Annotated in this window: 27 protein-coding genes; 10 read left to right on the top strand and 17 right to left on the bottom strand. The window is 64.8% G+C overall.

Annotated features, from left to right (window positions below; genetic code table 11):
* Nucleotides 1-37 precede the first annotated feature (37 nt).
* Both NEF64_RS13485 and NEF64_RS13480 read left to right on the top strand, forming a co-directional pair.
* Nucleotides 38-577 carry a J domain-containing protein gene (locus tag NEF64_RS13485; protein ID WP_031439670.1) on the top strand — a complete coding sequence of 180 codons (540 nt, stop codon included), beginning with the start codon at nt 38-40 and terminating at the stop codon, nt 575-577.
* On the top strand, nt 562-924 hold the full coding sequence (locus tag NEF64_RS13480) for a (2Fe-2S) ferredoxin domain-containing protein (RefSeq protein ID WP_320466365.1): 363 nt from the start codon (nt 562-564) through the stop codon (nt 922-924). The genes NEF64_RS13485 and NEF64_RS13480 overlap by 16 nt, the downstream gene beginning before the upstream one ends.
* Here the strand turns inward: NEF64_RS13480 and NEF64_RS13475 are convergent.
* The 9 genes from NEF64_RS13475 to NEF64_RS19270 all read right to left on the bottom strand — a co-directional run bounded on the left by NEF64_RS13475 (nt 921) and on the right by NEF64_RS19270 (nt 4057).
* The gene (locus NEF64_RS13475) at nt 921-1328 is read right to left on the bottom strand and encodes a SufE family protein (protein WP_081874150.1); all 408 of its coding nucleotides are present in this window, start codon (nt 1326-1328) and stop codon (nt 921-923) included. The two genes, NEF64_RS13480 and NEF64_RS13475, sit on opposite strands and share 4 nt — an antisense overlap.
* A gap of 68 nt (nt 1329-1396) precedes the next feature.
* The gene (locus NEF64_RS13470; RefSeq protein WP_031396340.1) at nt 1397-1636 is read right to left on the bottom strand and encodes a hypothetical protein; all 240 of its coding nucleotides are present in this window, start codon (nt 1634-1636) and stop codon (nt 1397-1399) included.
* A 12-nt stretch (nt 1637-1648) separates the two neighbouring features.
* On the bottom strand, nt 1649-1888 hold the full coding sequence (locus tag NEF64_RS13465) for a hypothetical protein (protein ID WP_031396339.1): 240 nt from the start codon (nt 1886-1888) through the stop codon (nt 1649-1651).
* Nucleotides 1889-1910: 22 nt separating this feature from the next.
* Nucleotides 1911-2180: a hypothetical protein gene (locus tag NEF64_RS13460; protein ID WP_031396338.1), complete on the bottom strand. Its 270-nt coding sequence runs from the start codon at nt 2178-2180 to the stop codon at nt 1911-1913.
* An 11-nt stretch (nt 2181-2191) separates the two neighbouring features.
* A complete protein-coding gene (locus NEF64_RS13455) occupies nt 2192-2494 on the bottom strand; it encodes a hypothetical protein (RefSeq protein WP_031396337.1) in 303 nt (100 codons plus the stop codon).
* A gap of 27 nt (nt 2495-2521) precedes the next feature.
* On the bottom strand, nt 2522-2905 hold the full coding sequence (pspC, locus tag NEF64_RS13450) for an envelope stress response membrane protein PspC (RefSeq protein WP_031396336.1): 384 nt from the start codon (nt 2903-2905) through the stop codon (nt 2522-2524).
* A gap of 1 nt (nt 2906) precedes the next feature.
* On the bottom strand, nt 2907-3215 hold the full coding sequence (gene pspB, locus NEF64_RS13445; RefSeq protein ID WP_043158492.1) for an envelope stress response membrane protein PspB: 309 nt from the start codon (nt 3213-3215) through the stop codon (nt 2907-2909).
* A gap of 1 nt (nt 3216) precedes the next feature.
* A complete protein-coding gene (gene pspA / locus NEF64_RS13440; RefSeq protein WP_031396334.1) occupies nt 3217-3882 on the bottom strand; it encodes a phage shock protein PspA in 666 nt (221 codons plus the stop codon).
* A gap of 40 nt (nt 3883-3922) precedes the next feature.
* Entirely contained in the window at nt 3923-4057 is a 135-nt protein-coding gene (locus NEF64_RS19270; RefSeq protein WP_261362606.1) for a hypothetical protein, read from the bottom strand.
* Between the two features lie 174 nt (nt 4058-4231).
* Here NEF64_RS19270 and pspF point away from each other — a divergent pair, with 174 nt between their 5' ends.
* The gene (gene pspF, locus NEF64_RS13435) at nt 4232-5293 is read left to right on the top strand and encodes a phage shock protein operon transcriptional activator (RefSeq protein WP_031396333.1); all 1062 of its coding nucleotides are present in this window, start codon (nt 4232-4234) and stop codon (nt 5291-5293) included.
* Nucleotides 5294-5397: 104 nt separating this feature from the next.
* On the top strand, nt 5398-6012 hold the full coding sequence (locus NEF64_RS13430) for a superoxide dismutase (protein ID WP_031396332.1): 615 nt from the start codon (nt 5398-5400) through the stop codon (nt 6010-6012).
* Nucleotides 6013-6061: 49 nt separating this feature from the next.
* Here NEF64_RS13430 and NEF64_RS13425 read toward each other — a convergent pair whose 3' ends face one another.
* From NEF64_RS13425 to NEF64_RS13410, 4 genes are all read right to left on the bottom strand, one after another.
* Nucleotides 6062-6673 (bottom strand): septation protein A, encoded by a 612-nt coding sequence (locus tag NEF64_RS13425; protein WP_261362605.1) that lies wholly within the window; start codon nt 6671-6673, stop codon nt 6062-6064.
* 46 nt (nt 6674-6719) lie between these two features.
* The gene (ftsY, locus tag NEF64_RS13420; RefSeq protein WP_031396330.1) at nt 6720-7655 is read right to left on the bottom strand and encodes a signal recognition particle-docking protein FtsY; all 936 of its coding nucleotides are present in this window, start codon (nt 7653-7655) and stop codon (nt 6720-6722) included.
* Complete coding sequence (gene mtaB, locus NEF64_RS13415; protein ID WP_056405536.1) at nt 7652-8899, bottom strand: tRNA (N(6)-L-threonylcarbamoyladenosine(37)-C(2))-methylthiotransferase MtaB; 1248 nt, start codon at nt 8897-8899, stop codon at nt 7652-7654. The genes ftsY and mtaB overlap by 4 nt, the downstream gene beginning before the upstream one ends.
* Nucleotides 8900-9015: 116 nt before the next feature.
* Entirely contained in the window at nt 9016-10641 is a 1626-nt protein-coding gene (locus tag NEF64_RS13410) for a putative bifunctional diguanylate cyclase/phosphodiesterase (RefSeq protein ID WP_056405537.1), read from the bottom strand.
* Between the two features lie 306 nt (nt 10642-10947).
* Here NEF64_RS13410 and ffh point away from each other — a divergent pair, with 306 nt between their 5' ends.
* The 3 genes from ffh to rimM all read left to right on the top strand — a co-directional run bounded on the left by ffh (nt 10948) and on the right by rimM (nt 13746).
* Nucleotides 10948-12477 carry a signal recognition particle protein gene (gene ffh, locus NEF64_RS13405; RefSeq protein WP_056405683.1) on the top strand — a complete coding sequence of 510 codons (1530 nt, stop codon included), beginning with the start codon at nt 10948-10950 and terminating at the stop codon, nt 12475-12477.
* Between the two features lie 66 nt (nt 12478-12543).
* Nucleotides 12544-12969, top strand: coding sequence for a 30S ribosomal protein S16 (rpsP, locus tag NEF64_RS13400; protein WP_031396325.1), 426 nt, complete (start codon nt 12544-12546; stop codon nt 12967-12969).
* Between the two features lie 234 nt (nt 12970-13203).
* Nucleotides 13204-13746: a ribosome maturation factor RimM gene (rimM, locus tag NEF64_RS13395; protein WP_056405539.1), complete on the top strand. Its 543-nt coding sequence runs from the start codon at nt 13204-13206 to the stop codon at nt 13744-13746.
* 63 nt (nt 13747-13809) lie between these two features.
* Here the strand turns inward: rimM and NEF64_RS13390 are convergent, their stop codons facing one another.
* Nucleotides 13810-14715: an NAD(P)/FAD-dependent oxidoreductase gene (locus tag NEF64_RS13390; RefSeq protein ID WP_252574950.1), complete on the bottom strand. Its 906-nt coding sequence runs from the start codon at nt 14713-14715 to the stop codon at nt 13810-13812.
* A 363-nt stretch (nt 14716-15078) separates the two neighbouring features.
* On the opposite strand from NEF64_RS13390, the gene trmD reads away from it, so the two are divergent.
* Together trmD and rplS are read left to right on the top strand one after the other, a co-directional pair.
* Entirely contained in the window at nt 15079-15804 is a 726-nt protein-coding gene (trmD, locus tag NEF64_RS13385) for a tRNA (guanosine(37)-N1)-methyltransferase TrmD (protein ID WP_056405684.1), read from the top strand.
* A 2-nt stretch (nt 15805-15806) separates the two neighbouring features.
* Entirely contained in the window at nt 15807-16199 is a 393-nt protein-coding gene (gene rplS / locus NEF64_RS13380; protein WP_031395442.1) for a 50S ribosomal protein L19, read from the top strand.
* Nucleotides 16200-16622: 423 nt separating this feature from the next.
* On the opposite strand, the gene NEF64_RS13375 is transcribed toward rplS, so the two are convergent.
* Nucleotides 16623-17165 (bottom strand): pseudouridine synthase, encoded by a 543-nt coding sequence (locus tag NEF64_RS13375; RefSeq protein WP_056405541.1) that lies wholly within the window; start codon nt 17163-17165, stop codon nt 16623-16625.
* Nucleotides 17166-18068: 903 nt separating this feature from the next.
* Between NEF64_RS13375 and NEF64_RS13370 the strand changes: the two genes are divergently transcribed.
* On the top strand, nt 18069-18257 hold the full coding sequence (locus NEF64_RS13370; protein ID WP_252573861.1) for a hypothetical protein: 189 nt from the start codon (nt 18069-18071) through the stop codon (nt 18255-18257).
* Between the two features lie 675 nt (nt 18258-18932).
* Here NEF64_RS13370 and rpoD read toward each other — a convergent pair.
* A complete protein-coding gene (rpoD, locus tag NEF64_RS13365) occupies nt 18933-20960 on the bottom strand; it encodes an RNA polymerase sigma factor RpoD (protein ID WP_031440180.1) in 2028 nt (675 codons plus the stop codon).
* Nucleotides 20960-22822 (bottom strand): DNA primase, encoded by a 1863-nt coding sequence (dnaG, locus tag NEF64_RS13360; RefSeq protein WP_252573859.1) that lies wholly within the window; start codon nt 22820-22822, stop codon nt 20960-20962. Before dnaG ends, rpoD begins: the two co-directional genes overlap by 1 nt.
* Nucleotides 22823-22970 lie beyond the last annotated feature (148 nt).

Genomic DNA, 22970 nt, shown 5'->3' with positions numbered 1-22970 from the left:
GTTGCGTTGTCGGTGGGGACGCCTATCTCGAACGGCTATGGCGCGAAGCACGACACGTACACCCGATTGGGGATTTCCGCGGTGGCGCGGCTATGGCTCTAGCAGCGAGGCGGTGACGGTTCGATTGTGCGACCGGCACGGCTGCAACGAACCCGGCAATTGCCCGGCGCCGAAATCGCCCAACAGCCCGGACCGCTGGTATTTCTGCATGACGCATGCGGGCGAGTATAATCGCGGCTGGAATTATTTCGAAGGTCTGAGCGCCGAGGAAGCTGCCGAGCGCGAGGCGGCGGAGACGCGTACCGCGGACGGCTATGCGGATCCGAAGCATTATGCCTGGGCGGGGTCGGGCGACGGCAGCCGGTCGCGCGACGAGATGCGCGCGCTTGAAGTGCTGCAGCTCGAACCTGATGCGACGTTCGAGGATGTCCGTGCCGCGTGGCGGCGAATGGCCAAGGCCAATCACCCCGATGTGCGTCCGGGCGACAAGGATGCAGCAACACGGTTCCAGGGTGTCCAGGCCGCTTACGAGGTCTTGCGCGCCGCAGAGGATGCACGGACGTGGAAGCCGGCGTGATCCGCGTGCTGGCGAGCCGCTGGCAGGGAAGCGTGCTGGTCTGCGGCAAATGTTCGAAGAAGCTCGCGGGCGGGTTTGGCGACAAGCGCCGCACGCCGCTCGCCAAGCTGTTGCGCGCCGCCCTCGGGCTGAAGAAGGGGCGCAAGGCCGACCGCGGCGTGGTCGAGGTCAAATGTCTCGGGGTCTGCCCGAAGAACGCGGTCGTGATGATCGATGCGGCCCAGCCCGATCGGTGGATGCTGGTCCCCGCCGGCGCCGACGTTGGCGAGATCGTAACGACGCTGCGCGGGGGTGATGCCTCTCCGCCGTGCCCTCCCCGGGTGGAAGACGGCCTCAAGGCCGCCTAGCTGGCGTAGCGTTCGGCGGTCTCGCGGATCAACGCGATCATGTTCGGGATTCCCTGCGTCCGGTTCGAACTGAGTTGCTTGCCGAGATCGAACGGCGCCAGTTCCGCACCGATGTCGGTCGCGACGATCGCCGCCGGCGGTTGGTCCTGCACCGCTTGAAGGACGAGCGCGATGATCCCCTTGGTGATCGCGGCGTTCGAGTCCGCGAGGAAATGGAGCCGGCCGTCGTCGGTCTTCATCGGATAGACCCACACGGATGCCGAGCAGCCGCGAACCAGCGTCGCATCGGTCTTCAGGGCATCGGGCATGGGTTCGAGATCGCGTCCGAGGTCGATCAGAAGGCGGTAGCGGTCGTCGGGTTCGAGGAAGTCATATTCCTCATGGATATCGGCTAGCTTGGGCATGGCGTCGCGGTACTCCCGCGTCATCTCGCCCGCAACCGCTGCGCGTGCGGCAGGACACGATTGCCGCGCTACAGGTCGACCCCGGCGGCGATCGCCTCCAGCTTCTTGATGCGTTCCTTCAGGTCTGCGATCTCGATGCGCGCGCCAGTCGACACCGCCACGGGCAGGCCGGTGTCGTGCGCTTGGTCGATCTCCAGGCGCCTGATCGACAGCCAGCCGCGCCAGCCGGCGAGTCCCGCGGTGACGATCATCGCGAGCGCCACCAGGCCGGTCAGCGCGAGCGTGATATAGACGTTCGGTTCGGTCATGTCCGCCTCCTCCTAGCGGTCGCGGAGCCGCTCGATCTCTCGGTCGAGATCGACGCTCTTGTGGTTGTCGGTGATGACGCGTTCGAGCACCTGGATGCGCTCCTTCATCTGGCGCACCTCGTCGCGCAGACGCAGCGTGTCGGCGGTATCCGCCGGGGCGGAGAGCGATCCTTGCGCATGGTATCGCGCCCGGAGCACGCGGGAGACCGCCACGATCAAAACGATACAGACGACCATCGTGAAGGGATTCATCGGTCAGCTCCTGAATACGGGTCTAGTTTAGGGGGCGCTCGTCGCGGAGCAGGTCGATTTCGTCCGCCAGGCCGATCCCGCGATCGGTGACGATCCGTTCCAGCACCCTCACACGTTGTTCGAGACGTTCATTCTGTGCCGCATATTGTGCGGACTTTTCGGCGACGAGTTGGGCATCGATTTCCATCCGGCGCTGCCGATAGGCGAACCAGGGCTTGACGAAGACGCCGCCGAAGATCGCGAGCAGGCCGCAGGATATGCCGAGAATGGGGATGAGCAGGGGGCTGATCATGGCGGCGTCCTCTATCGCGGCTGGAGGCGGAGAGCCTCGATCTCGCGGGCGGTACGCTCCGCGGGATCGGTGGCGATGCGCTCAAGAACGGCAATCCGCTCTTCGAGACGGGAAACCTGGCCGGTCAGGCGCTCGTTCTCGCCGGAAAGCAGTTCCAGCTTGCGGGCGTCCTTCGGGTCGACCCGGTGCGTCTTCCCGCTCCACTCATCCTCCAGCGCATAGCCGTGCTTTGCGCGTATCCAGTTGTTGATCACCCATCCCATCGTCGTGATCGCGATGATCGCGACGACGAAACCCGGTCCACCCCAATTCATCATCATTCTCCCCGTCTACGCCGCGTCTCAGCGCAGGCTGTCGATCTCTGCCGCGAGGCTGCTGCTGCTCCGGCTGGTATAGTGCGTTTCGATGTCGGCGAGACGACGATCGATGTCGCGGAACTTGCTGCGGACCTCTGCGGTCGAGCGCTTCGGGTTCGAGCGGACGCCTTGCCAGAACTTCGCGTCGTCGGGTGTTTCGTACAGACCGAACGGCTTTGGCTGTCCCATCCACGCGACCAGCCAATAGGCGATCAGTGTCCAGGGAAAGCCCCCGGCCAGCGTCAGCAGGACGACCGAGACGCGGACGATCAGGACATCGATCCCGGTATAGTCGGCGATCCCGGCGCAGACGCCCTTCCATTTGGCGTTCTGCTTGTCGAGGTAGAATTGGGTACGGCTGGCGGACATTTCAGTTCCTCCGATCCATGTTGCGTTCAAAGCGGGTGTCGATCGTGCGGTCAGCCTGGCGATCGGACAGGTAGGACGACTGGCTGGTGCCGAGGCCGGGCTTCCAGTCGGGATTGTCGGCGGCGATGATCCGCTCGACCGTCAGCACCCGGTCCTCGAGTCGGCGGGCGAGAAGTTGCATCTCGTCGAGCAGTCGTTCGTCCTCATCGGTGATCTTGGGTGCGGTCTTCCACTTGGTGACATAATGCAGGATCAGCCAGGGCAGCCCGACGAGCGCGCCGAGAATGGCGACGAGTCCTTCGAAATCCATCTCAGTCGTCCTTCTTCAGGCGGGCCTTGAGCGCGGCGAGCTGGGCATCGACCTTGTCGTTGCTGCGCAGCTCGGCGATCTCTTCCTCGAGCGTCTTGACGACGCCGAGCCCCATTGCGTCGGCGCGACCCTCCGCCTCGTCGACGCGGCGGTCGAGAATGTCGAAGCGGCTGAACGCCTCGTGCGTCTTCGGGCCGTTGTACATCTCGCGAAGCCGGGTGCGGTTGTTCGCGCTTTCCAGCCGCGTCTGCACCGCATTCTGCTTGGTCCGCGCCTCGCGCAGCTTGGTCTGCAGCTTGGCGATGTCCGCCTCGGAGGCGCTGAGCGCGTCGTCGAGGACGCCGACTTCCGCCTTGAGCTGCTCGGCCATGTCGGACGCCTTCTGGCGTTCGACCAGCGCAGCCTTGGCAAGATCCTCGCGGTCCTTGCTCAGCGCGAGCTCGGCCTTCTCGGTCCAGTTTTCCTGGAGCTGTTCCAGCTTGGCGATATGGCGGCGCATCTCCTTCTGGTCCGCGATGGTGCGCGCGGCGGAGGCGCGAACCTCGACCAGCGTTTCCTCCATCTCCAGGATGATCATCCGGATCATCTTGGCCGGATCCTCCGCCTTTTCGATGAGGTCGGCGAAGTTGGCGGCGACGATGTCGCGGGTGCGGGAAAAAATGCCCATGTAAATTCTACTCCAGGGGTCTTCGTGCGGCGGACGAACCTTATGCCACGATTGCGGTGTGTCGCGTAGCGGGCGCCTGATGCGCGGGCGCCACCGCCGCGAGAATGAAGGTGGCGCTGACGACGAAGGTGCAGGCGAGCGTGGCGACGGTGCGGACGATGCCGGTCTTGATCATGATGAGTCCCCTTTGAGGCGATGGTTGGTTCCGCCTTTGGGCGGGTTGTCCAAAGCGTTGCATCAGTCGTGCCAGTTTTAGAAAAGCCCGGAAATCATGCGGTTGTGCCAGCAGGGCGTCGGGCGAGCAGTTTGTTCCTTGCTATGCGTTGGGAATTTCCGCCACACTTTGGCAATGGAGAGAACAACGCAGGTTATCGGCCAATCCGGCGCGTTCATGGGAGCGCTCGAACGTGCGTCGCGCGCGGCGGCGCTCGACCGACCGGTGCTCGTGATCGGGGAACGCGGTACGGGCAAGGAACTGGTCGCCGAGCGACTCCACCGGCTGAGCCCGCGCTGGGACCAGCCACTTGTGATCATGAACTGCGCCGCGCTGCCCGAGACGCTGATCGAGGCAGAATTGTTCGGACATGAGGCCGGCGCGTTCACCGGTGCGACCAAGGCACGGGTCGGGCGGTTCGAGGAGGCACATGGCGGCACCCTGTTCCTTGACGAGCTGGGCACGCTGTCGATGGCGGCGCAGGACCGGTTGCTGCGCGCCGTCGAATATGGCGAGATCACCCGGATCGGCTCATCGCGGCCGCTGCGCGTCGACGTTCGAATCGTGGCTGCGACGAACGAGCATCTGCCCGACAAGGTGATGCGGCATGAATTTCGCGCCGACCTTCTCGATCGGTTGTCATTCGAGGTCGTCACACTGCCCCCGCTGCGCGCGCGGGCCGGCGACGTGATGGTGCTAGCGGACCATTTCGGTCGACGGATGGCGTCCGAGCTCGGGCGCGAGCGGTGGGAGGGGTTCGGACCCTCCGCACGCGCTGCGCTGGCAGACTATGACTGGCCTGGAAATGTCCGTGAGCTGCGTAACGTCGTCGAACGCGCGGTCTATCGCTGGGAGCATGAGGGGCCGATCGATGCGATCGAGATCGATCCATTCCAGTCGCCGCACAGGCCACGTGCTGCTGACCGCAAGCCGGTCCTGCCACCAGCCCCAGCATCGCCGTCTGCCGGCGCGACTAATAACGCGGTAGAGGATGACGCCGACAATCCGGTCGTCGCATGCGAGGACGGGCCGTCGGATTTCAAGTCGCGCGTGTCCCGGTTCGAGCGCGACCTGCTGTCGCGTGCGTTGGCCGAGCATCGGTTCAACCAGCGGGCCACCGCCGAGGCGCTCGGTCTCAGCTATGATCAGTTGCGGCATGCCCTGAAGCGGCACGAACTGTTGCACGCCGGCGCCTGATCGAGGTCCGATCCGCTTGTGTAACGACCGTCCGGGGACCATTTGGGGGCCGCGGGCGTTTGACGTCCGACCCCATTCACCCATTGTCTTTGAGGAGACTCCTGATGGCTTTCGAACTTCCCCCGCTGCCTTACGCCTATGACGCGCTCGAGCCCGTGATCGATCAGGAAACGATGAAGTTTCATCACGACAAGCATCATGCGGCATACACGGCCAAGCTGAACGAGGGCGTCGAGAAGGACTCCGCGCTTGCGGGCAAGTCGATCGAGGACATTCTCGGCATGATCTCGTCGCAGCCGCCGCTCGTGCGTAACAATGGCGGCGGTTTCTGGAACCACGACTTCTTCTGGAAGACGATGGCAGCCAAGACGGGGCAGGCGCCGTCGGGCAAGCTCGCCGAGGCGATCGATCGCGATTTCGGCAGCCTCGATAAGCTCAAGGACGAGTTCAACACCAAGGGTGCGGGGCAGTTCGGGTCGGGCTGGGCGTGGCTGATCGCCGATGACAGCGGCAAGCTGAAGGTCACGAGCACGCCGAATCAGGACAACCCGTTGATGGACGATGCCAAGGAGCCCGGTACGCCGTTGCTCGGCAACGACGTCTGGGAGCACGCCTATTACCTGACGTACAAGAATGATCGTCCGGGCTATCTGAAGGCGTGGTGGGATATCGTGAACTGGGATGTCGTCGGCGAGCGCTACGCGAAGGTCGCTGGCTGAGCCGACCCCGTTACCGTCATCCCGGCTTTACCGGGATGACGGTTTATAATTACCCTTCGGGCGGCAGGTTGGTGACGGCCTTGTCGCCCGTTTGCAATCCATGCTTCAGCAGCATCGGGATGTTGGCAAAGGCGAAGATCAACGTCATCGGGATCGCGCCCCAGAGCTTGAAGCCGACCCAGAAATCCCACGTGGTGTTCCGCCAGACGACTTCGTTCAACACTGCCATGAACACGAAGAACACGGTCCAGTTGCGCGTGAGCTTGCGCCAGCCCTCGGCGGTCAGTCCTGGATAGGCGGTGCCGAGCAGCGACTGAAGCAGCGGGCGCCCGGTCACCAGCCCGAAGGTCAGGATGGCGGCGAACATCGCGTAGATGATCGTGGGCTTCATCTGGATAAAGCGCTGGTCATGGAAATAGATCGTCAGGCCGCCGAACACGACGATCAGGGCACCCGACATCCACAGCATCGGCGAGATATGTCCCGCCTTTACCTTCGAGACGATCATCGCGACGATCGTCGCGACGATGAACGCGGTCGTCGCGGTGACCACGCGCGCGATCGGTGCGCCGGGGGTGAGGAAGTTCACCGCGAAGAAGATCGCCAGCGGACCATAATCGATCGCCATGCGCAGGCCGGGGGACAGGGGGGGCTTGGTCACTTTTGTATCCAGGAATTGCGGTAAGACCGGAGAGCGGGGCGGCGTGTTATTTTCGGACGCTTTCGACGCCCGCGATGATCCGGCTGACCTCGTTTGCGTCGAACGGGCGCAGGTCCGTCATGCCTTCGCCGATGCCGATCGCGTGGATCGGCAGACCGTATTTCTCCGCCGCTGCGACCAGCACGCCGCCGCGTGCGGTGCCGTCGAGCTTGGTCATCACAACGCCAGTCACGCCCGCCACCTCCTTGAAGACTTCAATCTGCTGGAGCGCATTCTGCCCCGTCGTCGCATCGAGGACGAGGACGATGTCGTGCGGGCTCTCGGGATTGATACGGCCGAGCACGCGACGGATCTTGGCGAGTTCGTCCATCAGTTCGCGCTTGTTCTGCAGGCGGCCGGCGGTGTCGACGATCAGCACGTCGATCCCCGTTTCGGTCGCCTTCTTCACCGCATCCCAGACGACGCCCGCTGCGTCGCCGCCTTCCGGTCCGGTGACGATCGGCACGCCGACGCGCTCGGCCCAGGTGCGCAACTGGCCGATCGCAGCGGCGCGGAACGTGTCGCCCGCCGCCAGCATGACGCCGTAATCCTGTTCCATCAGCAGATGGGCGAGCTTCGCGATGGTGGTCGTCTTGCCCGACCCGTTGACGCCGATCACTAGGATCACCTGAGGGCGCGGGAAGGCGTCGATCTCGAGCGGCTTGGCGACCTTGGCAAGGACCTTTTCGACCTCTTCCGCGACGATGACGCGGATGCCGAGCTCTTCCATGTTGCGCTCGAAACTGCCCTCGGCGAGCCGATGGCGAATGCGGCCGGCGGTTTCAGGACCGAGATCCGATGCGATCAACGCCTCCTCGATCTCGTCGAGCGTCGCATCGTCGAGCCGCGCACCGCTGAGGCCAGCGAGATTGCCGACGAGCCGGTCAGAGGTACGCTTGAAGCCGCCGATGAGTTTGTCGTGCCAGCTTGGGGTGGTGCTCATAGGGATTCCCGTGTTGCGCTCAGGCGCTCGCCCAGAACGCCGGTGATCGTGATTCGGAGGATGTCGCCCGGTGCCGCAGGCGCGTCCAGCAGGACTTCCGCGAAATTTCCGACATGGCCGGAGTCGCCCGGACGTTCGACCAGCAGGTGCTGCGTCGTCCCGACCAGCGTCTGCAACCATGCCGCGTGAACGGCCTGGCCCGTCTCGCGGAGGATCGCAGCGCGTCGGCGGCGGATCTCGGGCTCGACCTGCGGCATTCGGGCGGCGGGGGTGCCGGCCCGCGGTGAATAGGGGAAGATGTGCGAATGAACGATGTCGCAGTCAGCGATCAGCGCATGCGTGTTCTGGAACATCGCCTCGTCCTCGGTCGGGAACCCGGCGATCAGGTCCGCGCCGATCGCGATGTCGGGACGGGCGGTCTTGAGCCGCTGGACGAGCGCCACGCTCTGGGCGCGCGAATGACGTCGCTTCATCCGCTTCAACACCATGTCGTCGCCCGCCTGGAGCGAGAGGTGGACATGCGGCATGATCCGGGGCTCGGTCGTGAGCAGCGCGAAGAGCCTGTCGTCGATCTCGATGCCGTCGAGCGACGACAGACGGAGCCGCTCGAGCCGCGGCACCGCGTGCAGAATGCGCTCGACAAGCTGGCCGAGCGTGGGGGCGCCGGGAAGATCGGGGCCATAGCTGGTCAGGTCGACGCCGGTCAGAACGATCTCGCGGTGTCCTGCATCGACCAGCCCGGCAATCCGGTCGACGACTGCGCCTGCGGGGACCGAGCGGCTTGGCCCCCGTCCGAACGGGATCGCGCAGAAGGTGCAGCGATGATCGCAGCCGTTCTGGACCTCGACAAAGGCGCGGGCATGCGACGAAAAGCTAGCAACCAGATGCGGCGCGGTTTCGCGAACCTGCATGATGTCGCTGACGACCACCGGTGCGAGCGTGGCCCATGCGGCTGGGGAGAGCTTGTCGGCATTGCCGATCACGCGATCGACCTCGGGCATCGCCGCGAAGGCACCCGGGTCGATCTGCGCTGCGCATCCGGTGACGACGATCTGCGCATCCGGGCGATCGCGCCGGGCCCGGCGGATCGCAACCCGCGTCGCCTTCACTGCCGCATTGGTGACGGCGCAGCTGTTGACCACGACCATGTCCCGCCCGGCGACGAGCGCGCGGATGGTCTCGCTTTCGGCGATGTTGAGACGGCAGCCGAGGCTGACGACCTCTGGCAGCGGGGCAGACGGCATGATGCGCGATCTAGGAGGGGCGGGGGGCAAAGTCCACGGCTTGCAGCGCCGGGCTGGAGTAAGGATGGCGGCTCGGCAGTGGGTGCGTCCGTGTGCAGGGCGCAGCGGGTTCGCGATCAGCCCGCGAGTCGTGGTGCAATGCCGCGGACCGGGGGGAAGTCGCCATCGGGCTGGTGTGCGAGCAGACGCTGTTCGGCGAGCAGCCGGCGCAGTTGCGCGGCGTTCATGGGGCGACCGTAGAGATAGCCCTGTCCCTTGGCACAGCCGAGCGCGCGCAGCCGCTCCTCGACCGCGGCATCCTCGATGCCCTCGGCGGTGACCGGCAGGTTCAGGCTGTCACCAAGCCGGACGATCGTGTTGACGATCGCCATGCTCTCCGCATTGTCGAGGATCGACGCGACGAAGCTGTGGTCGATCTTGATGCGGTCGAACGGGAGCGCGCGCAGATGCGCAAGGCTAGAAAAGCCGGTACCGAAATCGTCGAGCGCCAGCCGGATGCCCTGATTCTTCAAGCTGCCGACGATCGATTGGGCAAGCGCCAGATTGTCGAACAGCGCGCTTTCGGTAACCTCGATCTCGAGCCGGCTGGCGGGAAAGCCCGTCTCGACCAGCGTCTTGATGATCTTTTGCGCCAGCCACGCGTCGCGTAGCTGGACCGGTGAAATGTTGATCGACAGCGTCAGCGCCGAATCCCAGTCGCGTGCCGCGGTGCAGGCCTGACGCATGAGAGACAGCGATAGGTCGCCAATCACGCCGATCTCCTCGGCGATCGGGATGAAGACGTCCGGGGGGATCATCCCGCGCGTCGGATGGTCCCAGCGCGCTAGAACCTCGAACCCGGTGGTGAGCCCCGTGGCGAGGTCCACCTGCTGCTCGAAATAGGGGATGATGTCCTGCGCGGCGACCGCAAGGCGGAGCCCGGACTCGAGCTCACCGCGCACCTGCAGCGATTGCTCCATCGCGGTGTTGAACCAGACGTGGCGGTTGCGGCCCGCCGTCTTGGCCGCGTGCAGGGCGATGTCCGCGTTCCGCAACAGCGCGTCAATCGAGGCACAGTCTGCGTCCGAGCGGGCGACGCCGATCGACACGGTGGCGTGAATGTCGACGCCGTTCGCACGGAAGGGCCGCGCGAAGCCGGTGACGAGACGCTCCGCAATTCGATCTGCCACCCCTTGATGCGCCGGATCGAAGACGAAGGCGCAGGCGAACTCGTCCGCGCCCAGGCGTGCCAGAAGGCTTGATGTGGGGGCGATGGCCGCGATCGTTTCCGCGACATGGACGAGCACCTGGTCGCCGACGGCATAGCCGTGCATGTCGTTGACGCTCTTGAAGAAGTCGACGTCGATCGTGAGCATCGCCACCACTTTGCCCCGGCGTCTCGCGCTGCCGAACAGGGTCGCGCCATCTTCGGACAGACTGCGGCGATTGAGGAATCCGGTCAGCGAATCCCGCTGTGCCAGAACGCGGGCGCGATGACCCGCATCGGTCGCCTCGTTGAGCTCGGCAGTGAGCGCGCGATAGCGCAGGCAGCCAAACAGCAACAGCGCGACGTTGAGCAGCACGGCGACAACCAGACCTTGGTCGATACCCGAACTGCGTCCCGTCAGACGGGCAAAGATGCTCACCAGAACAGCGCCGCCGGTACCGACGAGCATCAACGCTGCAGCCCCGGTCACGGCGCCGGTGACGAATTCCCGGTTGATGGTGCGGGGCGAACGGGTCGCCGCCGGCGGTGCGGTCATGGGCTGGATCGCCTGTGAGGTCGGGGCGGACACACATATGACATAGCATAAGTGTAGGACCGGTTAAGAGCGTCGATCCGTCCAATATGCCGGGGAGGGACTTTGACGTTGGACGCCGTCGCAGCGCATCGACGGACGGGTCGCTTGCGTCGGCGGCCCGGGTCGCGTAAGCAGCACGCCACGTTCCGTTACGGGGCACATGTGACGAGCATCCAAGGATGCACGCTGGCCGGCGAGGTTTCGCCCGCCGGCGCTTTTGCGTTGGGCGTCGTCATGTGTCCGGTAATGGTGATTGGGAGTGTCTCGATGTTCGAAAGCCTGAGCGATCGTCTTGGCGGCGTCTTCGACCGCCTGCGCGGCCGGGGTGCGCTGACCGAAGCGGACGTGCGCGCGGCAATGCGCGAGGTGCGCGTTGCGCTGCTCGAAGCCGACGTCGCGCTACCCGTCGCGCGCGAGTTCGTCGAGAAGGCGACCGAGAAGGCGATCGGCCAGAACGTCCTGCGCTCGGTCACGCCGGGGCAGCAGGTCGTCAAGATCGTCAGCGATGCGCTGGTCGAGATGCTGGGCGCGGATGCGTCCGAGCTCGATCTGGGCGTCACGCCGCCCGCGATCATCATGATGGTTGGGCTTCAGGGCTCGGGTAAGACGACCACCACCGCCAAGATCGCCAAGCGGCTGTCGGCAGGGCCGGGTGGGCGTGATCGCAAGAAGGTGCTGATGGCGTCGCTCGACGTCAATCGCCCGAACGCGCAGGAACAGCTCGCGACGCTCGGCACGCAGATTTCGGTCGCGACCTTGCCGATCGTCGCCGGCCAGCAGCCGGTCGATATCGCACGGCGCGCGATGCAGGCGGCCAAGCTGCAGGGCTTCGACGTCCTGATGCTCGATACCGCGGGTCGCCTCCATGTCGATCAGGCGCTGATGGACGAGATGAAGGCGGTCGCCGACGTCGCGAACCCGGCCGAGATCCTTCTCGTCGTCGATTCGCTGACGGGCCAGGACGCGGTCAACGTCGCGCAGAACTTCTCCGACCAGGTGCCGCTGACCGGCATCGTGCTGACCCGGATGGACGGCGATGCGCGCGGTGGTGCGGCGCTGTCGATGCGTGCGGTTACCGGCAAGCCGATCAAGTTTGCGGGTACCGGCGAGAAGCTCGATGCGCTCGAGGCGTTCCATCCCGAGCGGGTCGCCGGGCGTATCCTCGGCATGGGCGACGTCGTCAGCCTGGTCGAGCGCGCCGCGGAGTCGATCCAGGCCGAAGACGCCGAGCGGATGGCGGCCAAGATGGCCAAGGGTCAGTTCGACATGAACGACCTGCGTGCTCAGCTGGCGCAGATGCAGCGGATGGGCGGGCTCGGTGCGCTGGCGGGGATGATCCCGGGCATGAAGAAGGCGCAGGGCGCGGTCGCTTCGGTCGGCGGCGAGAAGGTCCTCGTCCATATGGACGCGATGATCGGATCGATGACGATCAAGGAGCGCGCCAAGCCCGAGCTGATTAACGCCAAGCGCAAGATCCGCATCGCCAAGGGTTCCGGCACCACGGTGCAGGAGGTCAACAAGCTGCTCAAGATGCACCTCGAAATGTCGACCGCCATGAAAAAGATCAAGAAGATGGGCGGCATGAAGGGCATGATGGCGATGCTCGGCAAGGGCGGCATGGGCGGCGGTCTCGGCGGAATCGGTAACGCGATCGGCGGGCCGCAGATGGGCGACATGCTCAACAAGGCCGGCGCAGGTGGGCTCCCTGGGGGCAATTCCGGGGGCGGCCTACCGGGCCTGGGCGGCAAGATGCCGCAGCTGCCTGCGGGCTTCGACGATTTTCTGAAGAAGAAATAACCTTTTACTTAACCCCATTACCCTGGCGTTTGCCGGGCGAAATATTAGAAAACGAAGGAAAATATCATGGCAATCAACATTCGTCTCGCACGTGGCGGCTCCAAGAAGCGTCCTTATTACAAGATCGTCGTTGCCGATGCGCGCAGCCCGCGTGATGGCCGCTTCATCGAGAAGATCGGCAACTACAACCCGCTCCTCGCCAAGGACAACGAGCAGCGCGTGCAGCTCGACGCCGATCGCGCGAAGCATTGGCTGAGCGTCGGCGCACAGCCGACCGACCGCGTCGCCCGCTTCCTCGACGCAGCAGGCGTTCTTGAGCGTTCGGCACGCAACAACCCGAACAAGGGCAAGCCCGGCGAGAAGGCCACCGAGCGCGCTGAAGAGCGTGCGACCAAGGCGGCTGAAGCTGCTGAGGCGGAAGCAGCGGCAAAGGCGGCACCTGCTGCCGACGCAGAGGCACCTGCTGCCGAGACTGAAGAAGCCGCTTCGTAAGATCGTCTTCCTCGTCATCCCAGCGAGGGCTGGGATCCAGAGCCAGGGACGGCAGCGTCCTCGGCTCTGGATCCTGGGTCTAGCCTAGGATGACGGCTTGGGGTGGGCGATGTCCGCACCCGAATGGCGGTTCATGCGTTCTTTGTCGGTCCATCACCCACAAGGAGCGCATGATGACCCCCGATCCAGATCCCAGAACAGCCCCCGCACCCGAGGACATCGAAGATGCCAGCAATGAAGGCGTCTCCGCCGACGACCCCGCAGAAGGCGCCGACGACACCCCTGGACCCGATACCGGCTCCGCGCAGGGATAAGGTCACGCTCGCCGTCGTGATCGGCGCGCACGGCATCGGCGGCGAGGTGCGGCTGAAGGTCTTTGCCGAGACCATGTCGGGCTATAAGAGTTTCAACGACGGTACGCTGACGCTCAAGTCGGCGCGCCCTGGCAACAACGGCACGATCGCTCGCTTTGCCGAGGTCGCCGATCGGAACGCTGCAGAAGCGATGCGCGGGACCGAATTGACGGTGCCGCGATCGTCGTTGCCACCGCTCGAGGATGGCGAATATTACCACACCGACCTGATCGGGCTCCCCGTCGTCTCTACCGACGGTGAGGCGATCGGACGCGTTGTCGCAATCGATAATTTCGGTGCGGGCGACGTGATCGAGATCGAACGGCCGACTGCAAAGCGGTTCATGGTGCCGATGCGCGTTGAGGCGGTTCCAGAGTGGGATGCGGAACGACTCGTAGTCGAGGCGTCTTTCGCTACCGAATAGTTCCTTCGAGCTTAGCTCTTTCACGAACGCGGGGGCCCCGCCTTCGCGGTGAGGCATCCAAAGTCAGCGCCGGATCGGGCGCTGCTCCGACAGCATGTTGCGGATGGTCGTGGCGGCCACCCCGGCTTCGCCCATCGCGTGGCTGATCTGGTCGAGCCCCTTCACCACGTCGCCCGCCGCGAACAGCCCGGGGATCGAGGTGCGCTGGTGGTCGTCGACCTCTAGGCACCCTTCGGCGGTCGCGCGTGCGCCGGCCGCGACGGCGAGCTCGGAGCGGATCACCGAGCCTAACGCCGGATAGACGCTGTCGAACGACAGACGCCCGTCGACCGTGTCGAGCGCGAACCGGCTGTCTTCGATCGCGTAGTTGCCGCAAGGGCCGCCGACGCGGATGATGCCGGCGTCGTCGAGGGCCGCCTCGCAGGCGGGATCGAGATCATGGCCGCCGTCCGGGGCGATCAGGGTGACGTCGGCGGTGTAGCCGCGCAGGAACAGCGCTTCGCGCATGCCGTGGTCGCCAGTGCCGATGACGCCGACGCGCTTGTCGGTGACCTCATAGCCGTCGCAGATCGGGCAATAGCGGAGCAGCCCCGCCTCCAGGGCCTCGTCATGGAGCGCGTCGGGCATGGCGGGGCGGTTGTTGACGACGCCTGTTGCCAGCAGGACGCTGCGGGCGCGGGCGCGGCGGTCGCCGAGGCGGACGGTGAAGCCGTCGTCGTCCACCTCGATCGCATCGACCCGCGCGGCCTCGCGTACCGCCCCATAGGTCTCCGCCTGTGCCAGCATCCGGGCGAGCAGGTCGGTGCCGCGGATGCCTTCGGGGTAGCCGGCGTGGTTGTGCGTGCAGGGGATCAGCGCGGCGCGGCTGCTGCCGCAGTCGAACAGCCGGATCGAGAGGTGGAACCGCGCGAGATAGATCGCCGCGGTGAGGCCCGCGGGGCCGGCGCCGATGATGATGCAATCGTCCATCCCGCTATAAGCGCGGCGCGGCAATTCCGTTCCGGTGGCGAAACGCTCGATCGCTATCGCAAGCCGGGCGCGGGAGTGATAGCGGCGTGCGGCATGAGCTATTGTCGTTGGTCGGAAGGCGATCTCCACGCCTATGCGTCGCACACCGCGGACGGGGTGCGCCGGTACGTCGCGCAGGTCGCCGAGCCTGCCATGGAACGGTGCGGGGTGGAGGCGGAGTATGTCGAGGACAGCGCCGACGCGTTCCTTGCACGCCTGAAATGGCTGAAGGCGCGGGGGTGTGAATTTCCCGCCGACGTCGTGCCCCAAATCCTCGCCGCGGCGCAGGAGGAGGCGCGGCTGGCGCGGCTGGCGGCGGGCGAGCTGCCCTGGGCGGCGACGATCGTGACGCTGTACCCCGAGATGTTCCCCGGGCCGCTCGGCACGTCGCTAGCCGGGCGGGCGCTGGGGGAGGGGCGGTGGTCATGCGAGCCCGTCCAGCTGCGCGACTTCGCGACCGACAAGCATCGCTCGGTCGACGACACGCCGGCGGGTGGCGGGGCGGGGATGGTGCTCCGCGCGGACGTGGTCGCCGCGGCGATCGACAGCGTCGCGGACGGGCGGCCGGTGCTGGCGATGACGCCGCGGGGCAGGCCGCTGACGCAGGAGCGCGTCCGGGCGCTGGCCGAGGGGCCCGGCGTCACCGTGCTGTGCGGGCGGTTCGAGGGGTTCGACGAGCGGCTGTTCGAGGCGCGCGCGATCGAGGAGGTGTCGATCGGCGACTATATCCTGTCGGGCGGCGAGATGGGCGCGCTGGTGCTGCTCGATGCTTGCATTCGGCTGCTGCCCGGCGTAATGGGCGCGGCTTCTAGTGGGGATGACGAGAGCTTCGAAACGGGGCTTCTCGAATATCCGCATTATACCCGACCTCAGATATGGGAAGGGCGCACGATCCCGCAGGTGCTGCGATCGGGGGATCATGCGAAGATCGACGCATGGCGCAAACGCTGCGCGGAGATCGATACACGGTCACGGCGACCGGACCTTTGGGAGCGCCATGAGGGCGCTCGGGTCCAGTCGCCCTCTGGCGCGCGGCGACACGAGGACTGACTATGAACCTGTTGCAGACGATCGAAGCCGAGAACATCGCGAAGTTCCTGGCCAACAAGACGATCCCCGATTTCCGCCCCGGCGATACGCTGAAGGTCGGCGTGAAGGTCGTCGAAGGCGAGCGCACCCGTATTCAGAACTATGAGGGCGTGTGCATCGCGCGCTCGAACAAAGGCATGGGCAGCAACTTCACCGTGCGCAAGATGAGCTTCGGCGAGGGCGTCGAGCGCGTCTTCCCGCTCTACTCGCCGAACGTCGATTCGATCGAAGTCGTCCGCAAGGGCGCCGTGCGTCGCGCCAAGCTGTATTACCTGCGTGGCCGCACCGGCAAGGCAGCGCGTATCGCCGAGCGTCGCGACATGCGCCCCGCCAAGGGCACCGCAGCCGCCGAGTAATCGGGTCCTGCGAGACGCGATCGAGGGCGCGGGGGCGATGGTCCCCGCGCCCTTTTTCGTGCCTGTCGTCCGGCGTCCGGCAGGGTTCGAAGCAGGGGCAGGGGCCGCGAATGTTGCGAATGTTGAGACGATAGCGCGTTTTTTCGCGCGGGGGTGACGACCCCCTGTCGGGCATGAGCCGACGGCCGCGGAGGCGGGGGTGCGAGTCGAGGCTGGATCAGACCAGGCCATGCGGGCAGGCTGCGCTTTTTGCGGCATTTTGGCCAGCAGCGTTCCTTACAGCGGGCCGGGTGGTGACGAGCGCCATGGAGGGCCGCCCTCGTGACCCTGGATCCTGACTTTCGTCAGGATGACGGTGTGGGTGGGGTGGTGGCCCGTGTGGATCGTGGGCCGTGGTGTTGAGGCGGGCGGCGCAGGGCCGGGTCAGGCGTCGCGCCAGCGGCTGGGGGCGAGATCCGTCAGGGTCCAGTCGCCGATGCTCCAGCGGACGAGGCGGAGCGTCGGGTGGCCGATCGCCGCGGTCATCCGGCGGACCTGGCGGTTGCGGCCTTCGCGGATCGTGATCCTCAGCCAGCAATCGGGGATGCTCGCGCGGACGCGGATCGGCGGTACGCGCGGCCAGAGGTCGGGCGCGTCGATCCGTTCGACCTCGGCGGGGCGGGTGGGGCCGTCCTTCAACACGACGCCTTGGCGCAAGGCATCGAGCGCGGTCTCGCCCGCCTCGCCCTCGACCTGCACGAGATAGGTCTTGGCCAGCTTGAACTTGGGATCCGCGATCCGCGCCTGGAGGCGGCCGTCGTCGGTCAGCAGCAACAGCCCCTCGCTGTCCCGATCGAGCCGCCCCGCCGGATAGACGCCGGGCACATCGACGAACTGCGACAGCGTCGCGCGCGGCGTCGGCGACTTCTCGTCGGTGAACTGGCTGAGGACGTCATAGGGTTTGTTGAAGAGGATCAGGCGGGGCATGGCGGGGCTTTACCGGCATTATCGGGTAGTTTCGACCGCAGTTATCGCTCCGCGAGGCTGTATCGGTGGAACTGAGCGTGGCCGGATAATATCCCCGTAATCATTTGAAAAAGGGTGTCTATTTCGGCGTCGGGGCCGTTGTGTTAGCTCTCCGTACTAGTAGAGGCGAGGCTTCATCGATCAATAAGCAATCGTTTGTATAAGTCGAATGAGCAGATAAACAGATGATATTGCACCAATAAGAAGCACCACGCCAATGGATCGCGTAAACCAGCTTGGCCATATCCTCTGAGGTGCCATCATTATATATTTTCCCTGACACTCGTCAGATCGAACAGCGGTTAGTATCGGGAGGTCCTCATTGATCGACATGATATCAATCTTAGTCTGTTCGCTCGGTGCAATACTGTCGAATTTTATTGAATGACCGCCCAGCGGGCTTGTTGATTCTGAGTATGCACGACGGGGGGATACGTTCATGATCTTAGGCTTGAACGCGAACGCGATTTCCAAAGCCTTGGCGGTACTAATGCCCCCATTTTCTACGACTATAGATGCCATGTGGACTATCTGATTCGGTGAAAGGATGCTCCCCTTAGCGTCCAGTCGAGGTTCATTGACTAGAATACTAGAAGAGTGATGAATGCTGTAATAAATCCTGGGGCGCAACCGAGCAAACCTATTGACGGTTGTCGCGAATAGGACGGTTGCCAAGCTCCATAACTGAACCTGATACGGACTAACGGTATTCCAAAGCGAAAGCACGTAATACCCTCTCAGCAAACTAGGTCGTAACAGACGCGCTTTCGTGACGTAGGGCAAGCGCCATTGCCAAAGGAGGAACTGCGACCCAAGCTGACAGTATCGATTCGGTGTTTGGGCCGAGGTCGGTAAGGGGGAAATATGAAGGCATTAAAGCGGTTCAGACTAGGCGAGGCCATTCTTTGGCTGGGCTTTGTGCTGTTTGGATTTGCAGCGGCTAATGGCATCGAGGAAGCAATGACATTAGCAGGGCTTTGCGTGCTGGCAGCAATCGGGGTTCGGGCAACCCGCGCCGATTTACTTGTAGAGCGGCCCGATGAGATCGAATAATCGCAAGTCGTCTGGCTTAGCCGTATGTGCACTCATAGCAGCCTGGCTGTTTGCAACCGACATATCTAGCCGTGTCGATGATGTTCAGAGCACCGGGGACTACGCGAGTAGTAAGGTTGATGAAATAGCGGGCAGGCTAGGTGGTTTGACCGGTTACTAAGCGCCGATGGTCAAAAAAGCGACTGATAGAGACTTGCGAGAGGGTCGTGCAGGCGACCGTGAGCGGGTTGTACCCCGTATTCCCGGTCCAAACCTCAAGCGAATATGACGCGCTTAGCGCGACCTGCATTATCGTGCGTGGTTCTCGATCGTTTCATAACGTGTCACAGTTGCCAAATGATCTACCATCGACACTGTCTAGGATAACATAGCGGAAATGTGAGAAGTGCCGGCGGGCAGAGGGGGCGTGGAGTTCACGCAAGCTAGCGCGGATGCTTTCGGCGGCCATCCCTTTCGGACACCTAAGACTTGTTTCCCCGCGAAGGCGGGGATCCAGACTGGGCTCCCGCCTTCGCGGGAGAACAGGGGAGGGCATGGTGTCTTGCGAACGCCGGCTTGTCGTTGTTCGGGGGATATGGGAGCCGATGCTGTCTCGCATTGACCCCGGTACGATAACGAAAAAGGCCGCGATGTTTCCACCGCGGCCCGTTCGTTCGATCAGAAATTCCGCAACCCTTACTGGTCGAGGAAGCTCCGCATCTTCCGCGACCGGCTCGGATGCTTCAGCTTGCGCAGCGCCTTCGCCTCGATCTGGCGGATGCGCTCGCGGGTGACGCTGAACTGCTGGCCGACTTCCTCGAGCGTGTGGTCGGTGTTCATGCCGATGCCGAAGCGCATCCGGAGCACGCGTTCCTCACGCGGGGTGAGGCTCGCCAGCACGCGCGTGACGGTTTCCTTGAGGTTCGCCTGGATCGCGGCATCGACGGGGATGATCGCGTTCTTGTCCTCGATGAAGTCGCCGAGATGCGAATCCTCCTCGTCGCCGATCGGCGTTTCGAGGCTGATCGGCTCCTTGGCGATCTTCATCACCTTGCGGACCTTCTCGAGCGGCATGGAGAGGCGCTCGGCCATTTCCTCGGGCGTGGGCTCGCGGCCCTGCTCGTGGAGGAACTGGCGGCTGGTGCGGACCAGCTTGTTGATCGTCTCGATCATGTGGACCGGGATGCGGATCGTGCGGGCCTGGTCGGCGATCGAGCGGGTGATCGCCTGGCGGATCCACCAGGTCGCATAGGTGCTGAACTTGTAGCCGCGGCGATACTCGAACTTGTCGACCGCCTTCATCAGGCCAATATTGCCCTCCTGGATGAGATCCAGGAACTGAAGACCGCGGTTCGTGTATTTCTTGGCGATCGAGATCACGAGACGCAGGTTCGCCTCGACCATTTCCTTCTTGGCGATACGCGCCTCGCGCTCACCCTTCTGGACCATGTTGACGATCCGGCGGAACTCGGTGAGCGCCATGCCGGTCTGCTGCGTGATGTCGGCGATCTCGGCGCGGATGCGCTCGACCGCCTCGCTCTCGTTGGCGACGAACGCGGTCCACTTCTTGTCGACCTTGTTGACCGTCGCCAGCCAGTTCTCGTCGATCTCGTGCCCGATATAGCGATCGAGGAAGTCCTTGCGCGGCACCTTGTGGCGCTCGGCGAGGCGCAGCATCTGGCCGCCCAGCGCGGTCAGGCGGCGGTTATAGGCATAGAGCTGATCGACGAGATATTCGATCTTGGCGTTGTGGAACTGGACGCTCTCGACCTCGGCGGTCAGCTCCTCGCGCAGCTTCTGGTACTTGCGCTCGTCGGCCGCGGAAAAATCGCCGCCGATGCCCATCGCGTCGACGCGGCTCTGCTGGATCTTGCTGAACTTCTTGTAGAGCGCGGTGATGTTGGCGAACCGCTCGAGCGCGATCGGCTTGAGCTGTTCCTCCATCTGCGCGAGGCTGAGGGTGTTGTCCTCCTCCTCGTCGTCCGACGCGCGCGGGGCGCGGCGCTCGCCGTCCTCATCCTCGTCGGCGGAGGGCTCTTCGGGCTCGGCCTCTTCCTTGAACGAGGGGCCGGCGTTCTTCTCGCTGATCTCGCCGTCGTCGGCCTCGCCGTCCTCGGCCATGGCTTCGGGCGCGGGGTCCTTCGAGAGCATCGCGTCGAGATCCATGATCTCGCGCAGCTGCATCGTGCCCTCGTTGAGCGCGGTCGACCAGTCGATGATCGCGTTGAAGGTGATCGGCGATTCGCACAGGCCGAGGATCATCGTGTCGCGACCCGCCTCGATCCGCTTGGCGATCGCGATCTCGCCCTCGCGGCTGAGCAGCTCGACCGCGCCCATCTCGCGAAGATACATGCGGACCGGATCGTCGGTGCGATCGACGGTCTCCTTCTTCTTCTCGATCGCGGGGCCTGTGTCGGCTTCGGCGTCGGCGGCCTCGGGCTCGTCGTCGTCGTCCTTGGCGGGCTCGGCCTCGCCTTCCTCGCCGGCTTCGTCGTTGTCGACGATGTTGATGCCCATCTCGCTCAGCGCGGCGCTGATGTCCTCGATCTGGTCGGACGACATCTCGCCCTGCGGCAAGGCCTCGTTGAGCTGATCATAGGTGATGTAGCCACGCTTCTTGGCGCGCGCGATGACCTTCTTGATCGACGCATCGTTCATGTCGATCAGTGGCGCATCGCCGGTGTCGTTCGTCTCGGCGGGTTCCGCCATGTTCGCCTTAGCCATCAATCGCCCTCGGTACCCAACGCTCGGGCGTCTTCGTTCGACTGTACAAGATTTGCAAGTCGGACTTCCAACGCCTGTTTCTCTCTTACCATTGCCACTTGTCGTTCGAACGCATCTTCGGTGAAGTGCGTCTGCATCGCCGCGGTCGCCTGTTTGAGCGCCGCATCGACCTCGGGACGCGCGACCATGATCGCGATCGCCTCGTCTAGGTCGGCGCGGACGCGGTCGGGGTCGGCCGTGGTCTGCGTGAACGAGTAGGGCATCGTATCGGCTCGCAACAGGTCACTCGCGACTGAATTGAAACCGGACCTCGCCAATATGGTGAGCAAGCGGCCGCTATCAAGCTTCTGGTCCTCAAGTGCAACATCCACGACCGCCTCGAACAGCCGGCCGAGCGCGCCGTCGATGAGTTGCAGCGGCCCCAGCACCTCCATGTGGCGGGCGATCTCGACCGGATGGCGGATCAGCCCGGCGAGCACGGCTTTTGCCAGCACGCGGTCGATTCCCGTGGCGAGGAAGGCCTTTGCGTCCTCGGTGACCGGCGCGGAAGGCGGCTTCCACCCGCCCTTGGGGCGTTCGCCGCGGGGGACGAAGGGCGCGCGGACGGGTTTGAAATGCTTGTAGAAGCGGTCCTTGAACTCGGACTGATATTCCTGCTTCACCGACGGATCGCCGATGCCCTCGGCAAGCTCGTGGAGGCGGCGCTTGAGGCCGGCGCGCTGTTCGGGGGTGTCGAGTGCCTCGGCGGCGACTTCGGACGCCCAGAGGCGGTCGACGAGCGGTTCGGGGGCCTTCAGCAGCGCCTCGAACGCGCCGGGGCCGCCGGCGCGGACGAGATCGTCGGGGTCCTGGCCCTGCGGGAGCGTGACGAAGGCGAGGCTGCGGCCGGGGGCGAGCAGGGGGAGCGCGCGGTGTGCGGCGCGGAGGGCTGCCTTCTGGCCTGCGCTGTCGCCGTCGAAGCAGAGGAGGGGGACGTCGACCATCCGCCACAACCGTTCGAGCTGTGCCTCGGTCAGCGCGGTGCCGAGCGGTGCGACCGCTTCGCCAAAGCCGGCCTGGGCGAGCGCGATGACGTCCATATAGCCCTCGACGACCAGCACGCGGCCCGACTTGCGCGACGCGGGGGCGGCGCGGTCGAGATTGTAGAGCGTGCGGCCCTTGTCGAAGAGCGGGGTGTCGGGGGAGTTGAGATATTTGGGCTCGCCGCCGTCGAGCACGCGCCCGCCGAACGCGATCGTCCGGCCGCGCGGATCGCGGATCGGGATCATCAGCCGGCCGCGGAACCGGTCATACGGGTCCTTGCCCTCGACGTTGATGAGCATGCCCGATTCGACGAGCATCGGATCGCCATAGGTTTTCAGCGCGGCTTTCAGCTTGCCGCGGCTGTCGGGGGCGAACCCCATGCCGAACGCGCGGGCGGTCTCCGGCGTGATGCCGCGGCGGTCGAGCAGCGCGCGGGCGTCGTTGCCCGCCAGGCCGTTCAATTGCTCGACGAACCAGTCGGCGGCGTCGGACATGACCTCGTGCAGTCCCTTGGCGCGTTCGGCCTTGGCGGCGGACTGGCGGTCCATCGCGGGCATGTCGAGCCCGGCGGCCTGGGCGAGCTCCTTGACCGCGTCCATGAACGGCAGACCGCGCTGGTCGGTCATCCACTTGATCGCGTCGCCATGCGCGGAACAGCCGAAGCAGTGGTAGAAGCCCTTGTCGTCGTTGACGTAGAAGCTGGGCGTCTTCTCGTTATGGAACGGGCAGCAGCCCTTGTGCTCGCGCCCGGCCTTGGTGAGCTTGGTGGTCTTGCCGATCAGCGCCGACAGCGACGTGCGGCCGCGCAGCTCGTCCAGAAATTGCGGGGTCAGGGCCATGCGCGCGAGTATAGCTCGGTATCACTATTGGAGTGATACCTGCAATCCGAAGAGGAGAAGAAGCAGGGTTTGTTCGCGCGGAGGCGCGGAGGCGCGGAGGGGGTGCGTCCGCCGGGAGCGGATGCGCCCCACTATCGCCGCGCAGCGG

The sequence above is a fragment of the Sphingomonas aerolata genome (assembly GCF_023935825.1).
GTDB classification, from domain to species: Bacteria; Pseudomonadota; Alphaproteobacteria; order Sphingomonadales; family Sphingomonadaceae; genus Sphingomonas; species Sphingomonas aerolata.
The sequence above is the reverse complement of the archived record's forward strand: the minus strand, read 5'-3'. Positions and strand labels throughout refer to the sequence as shown.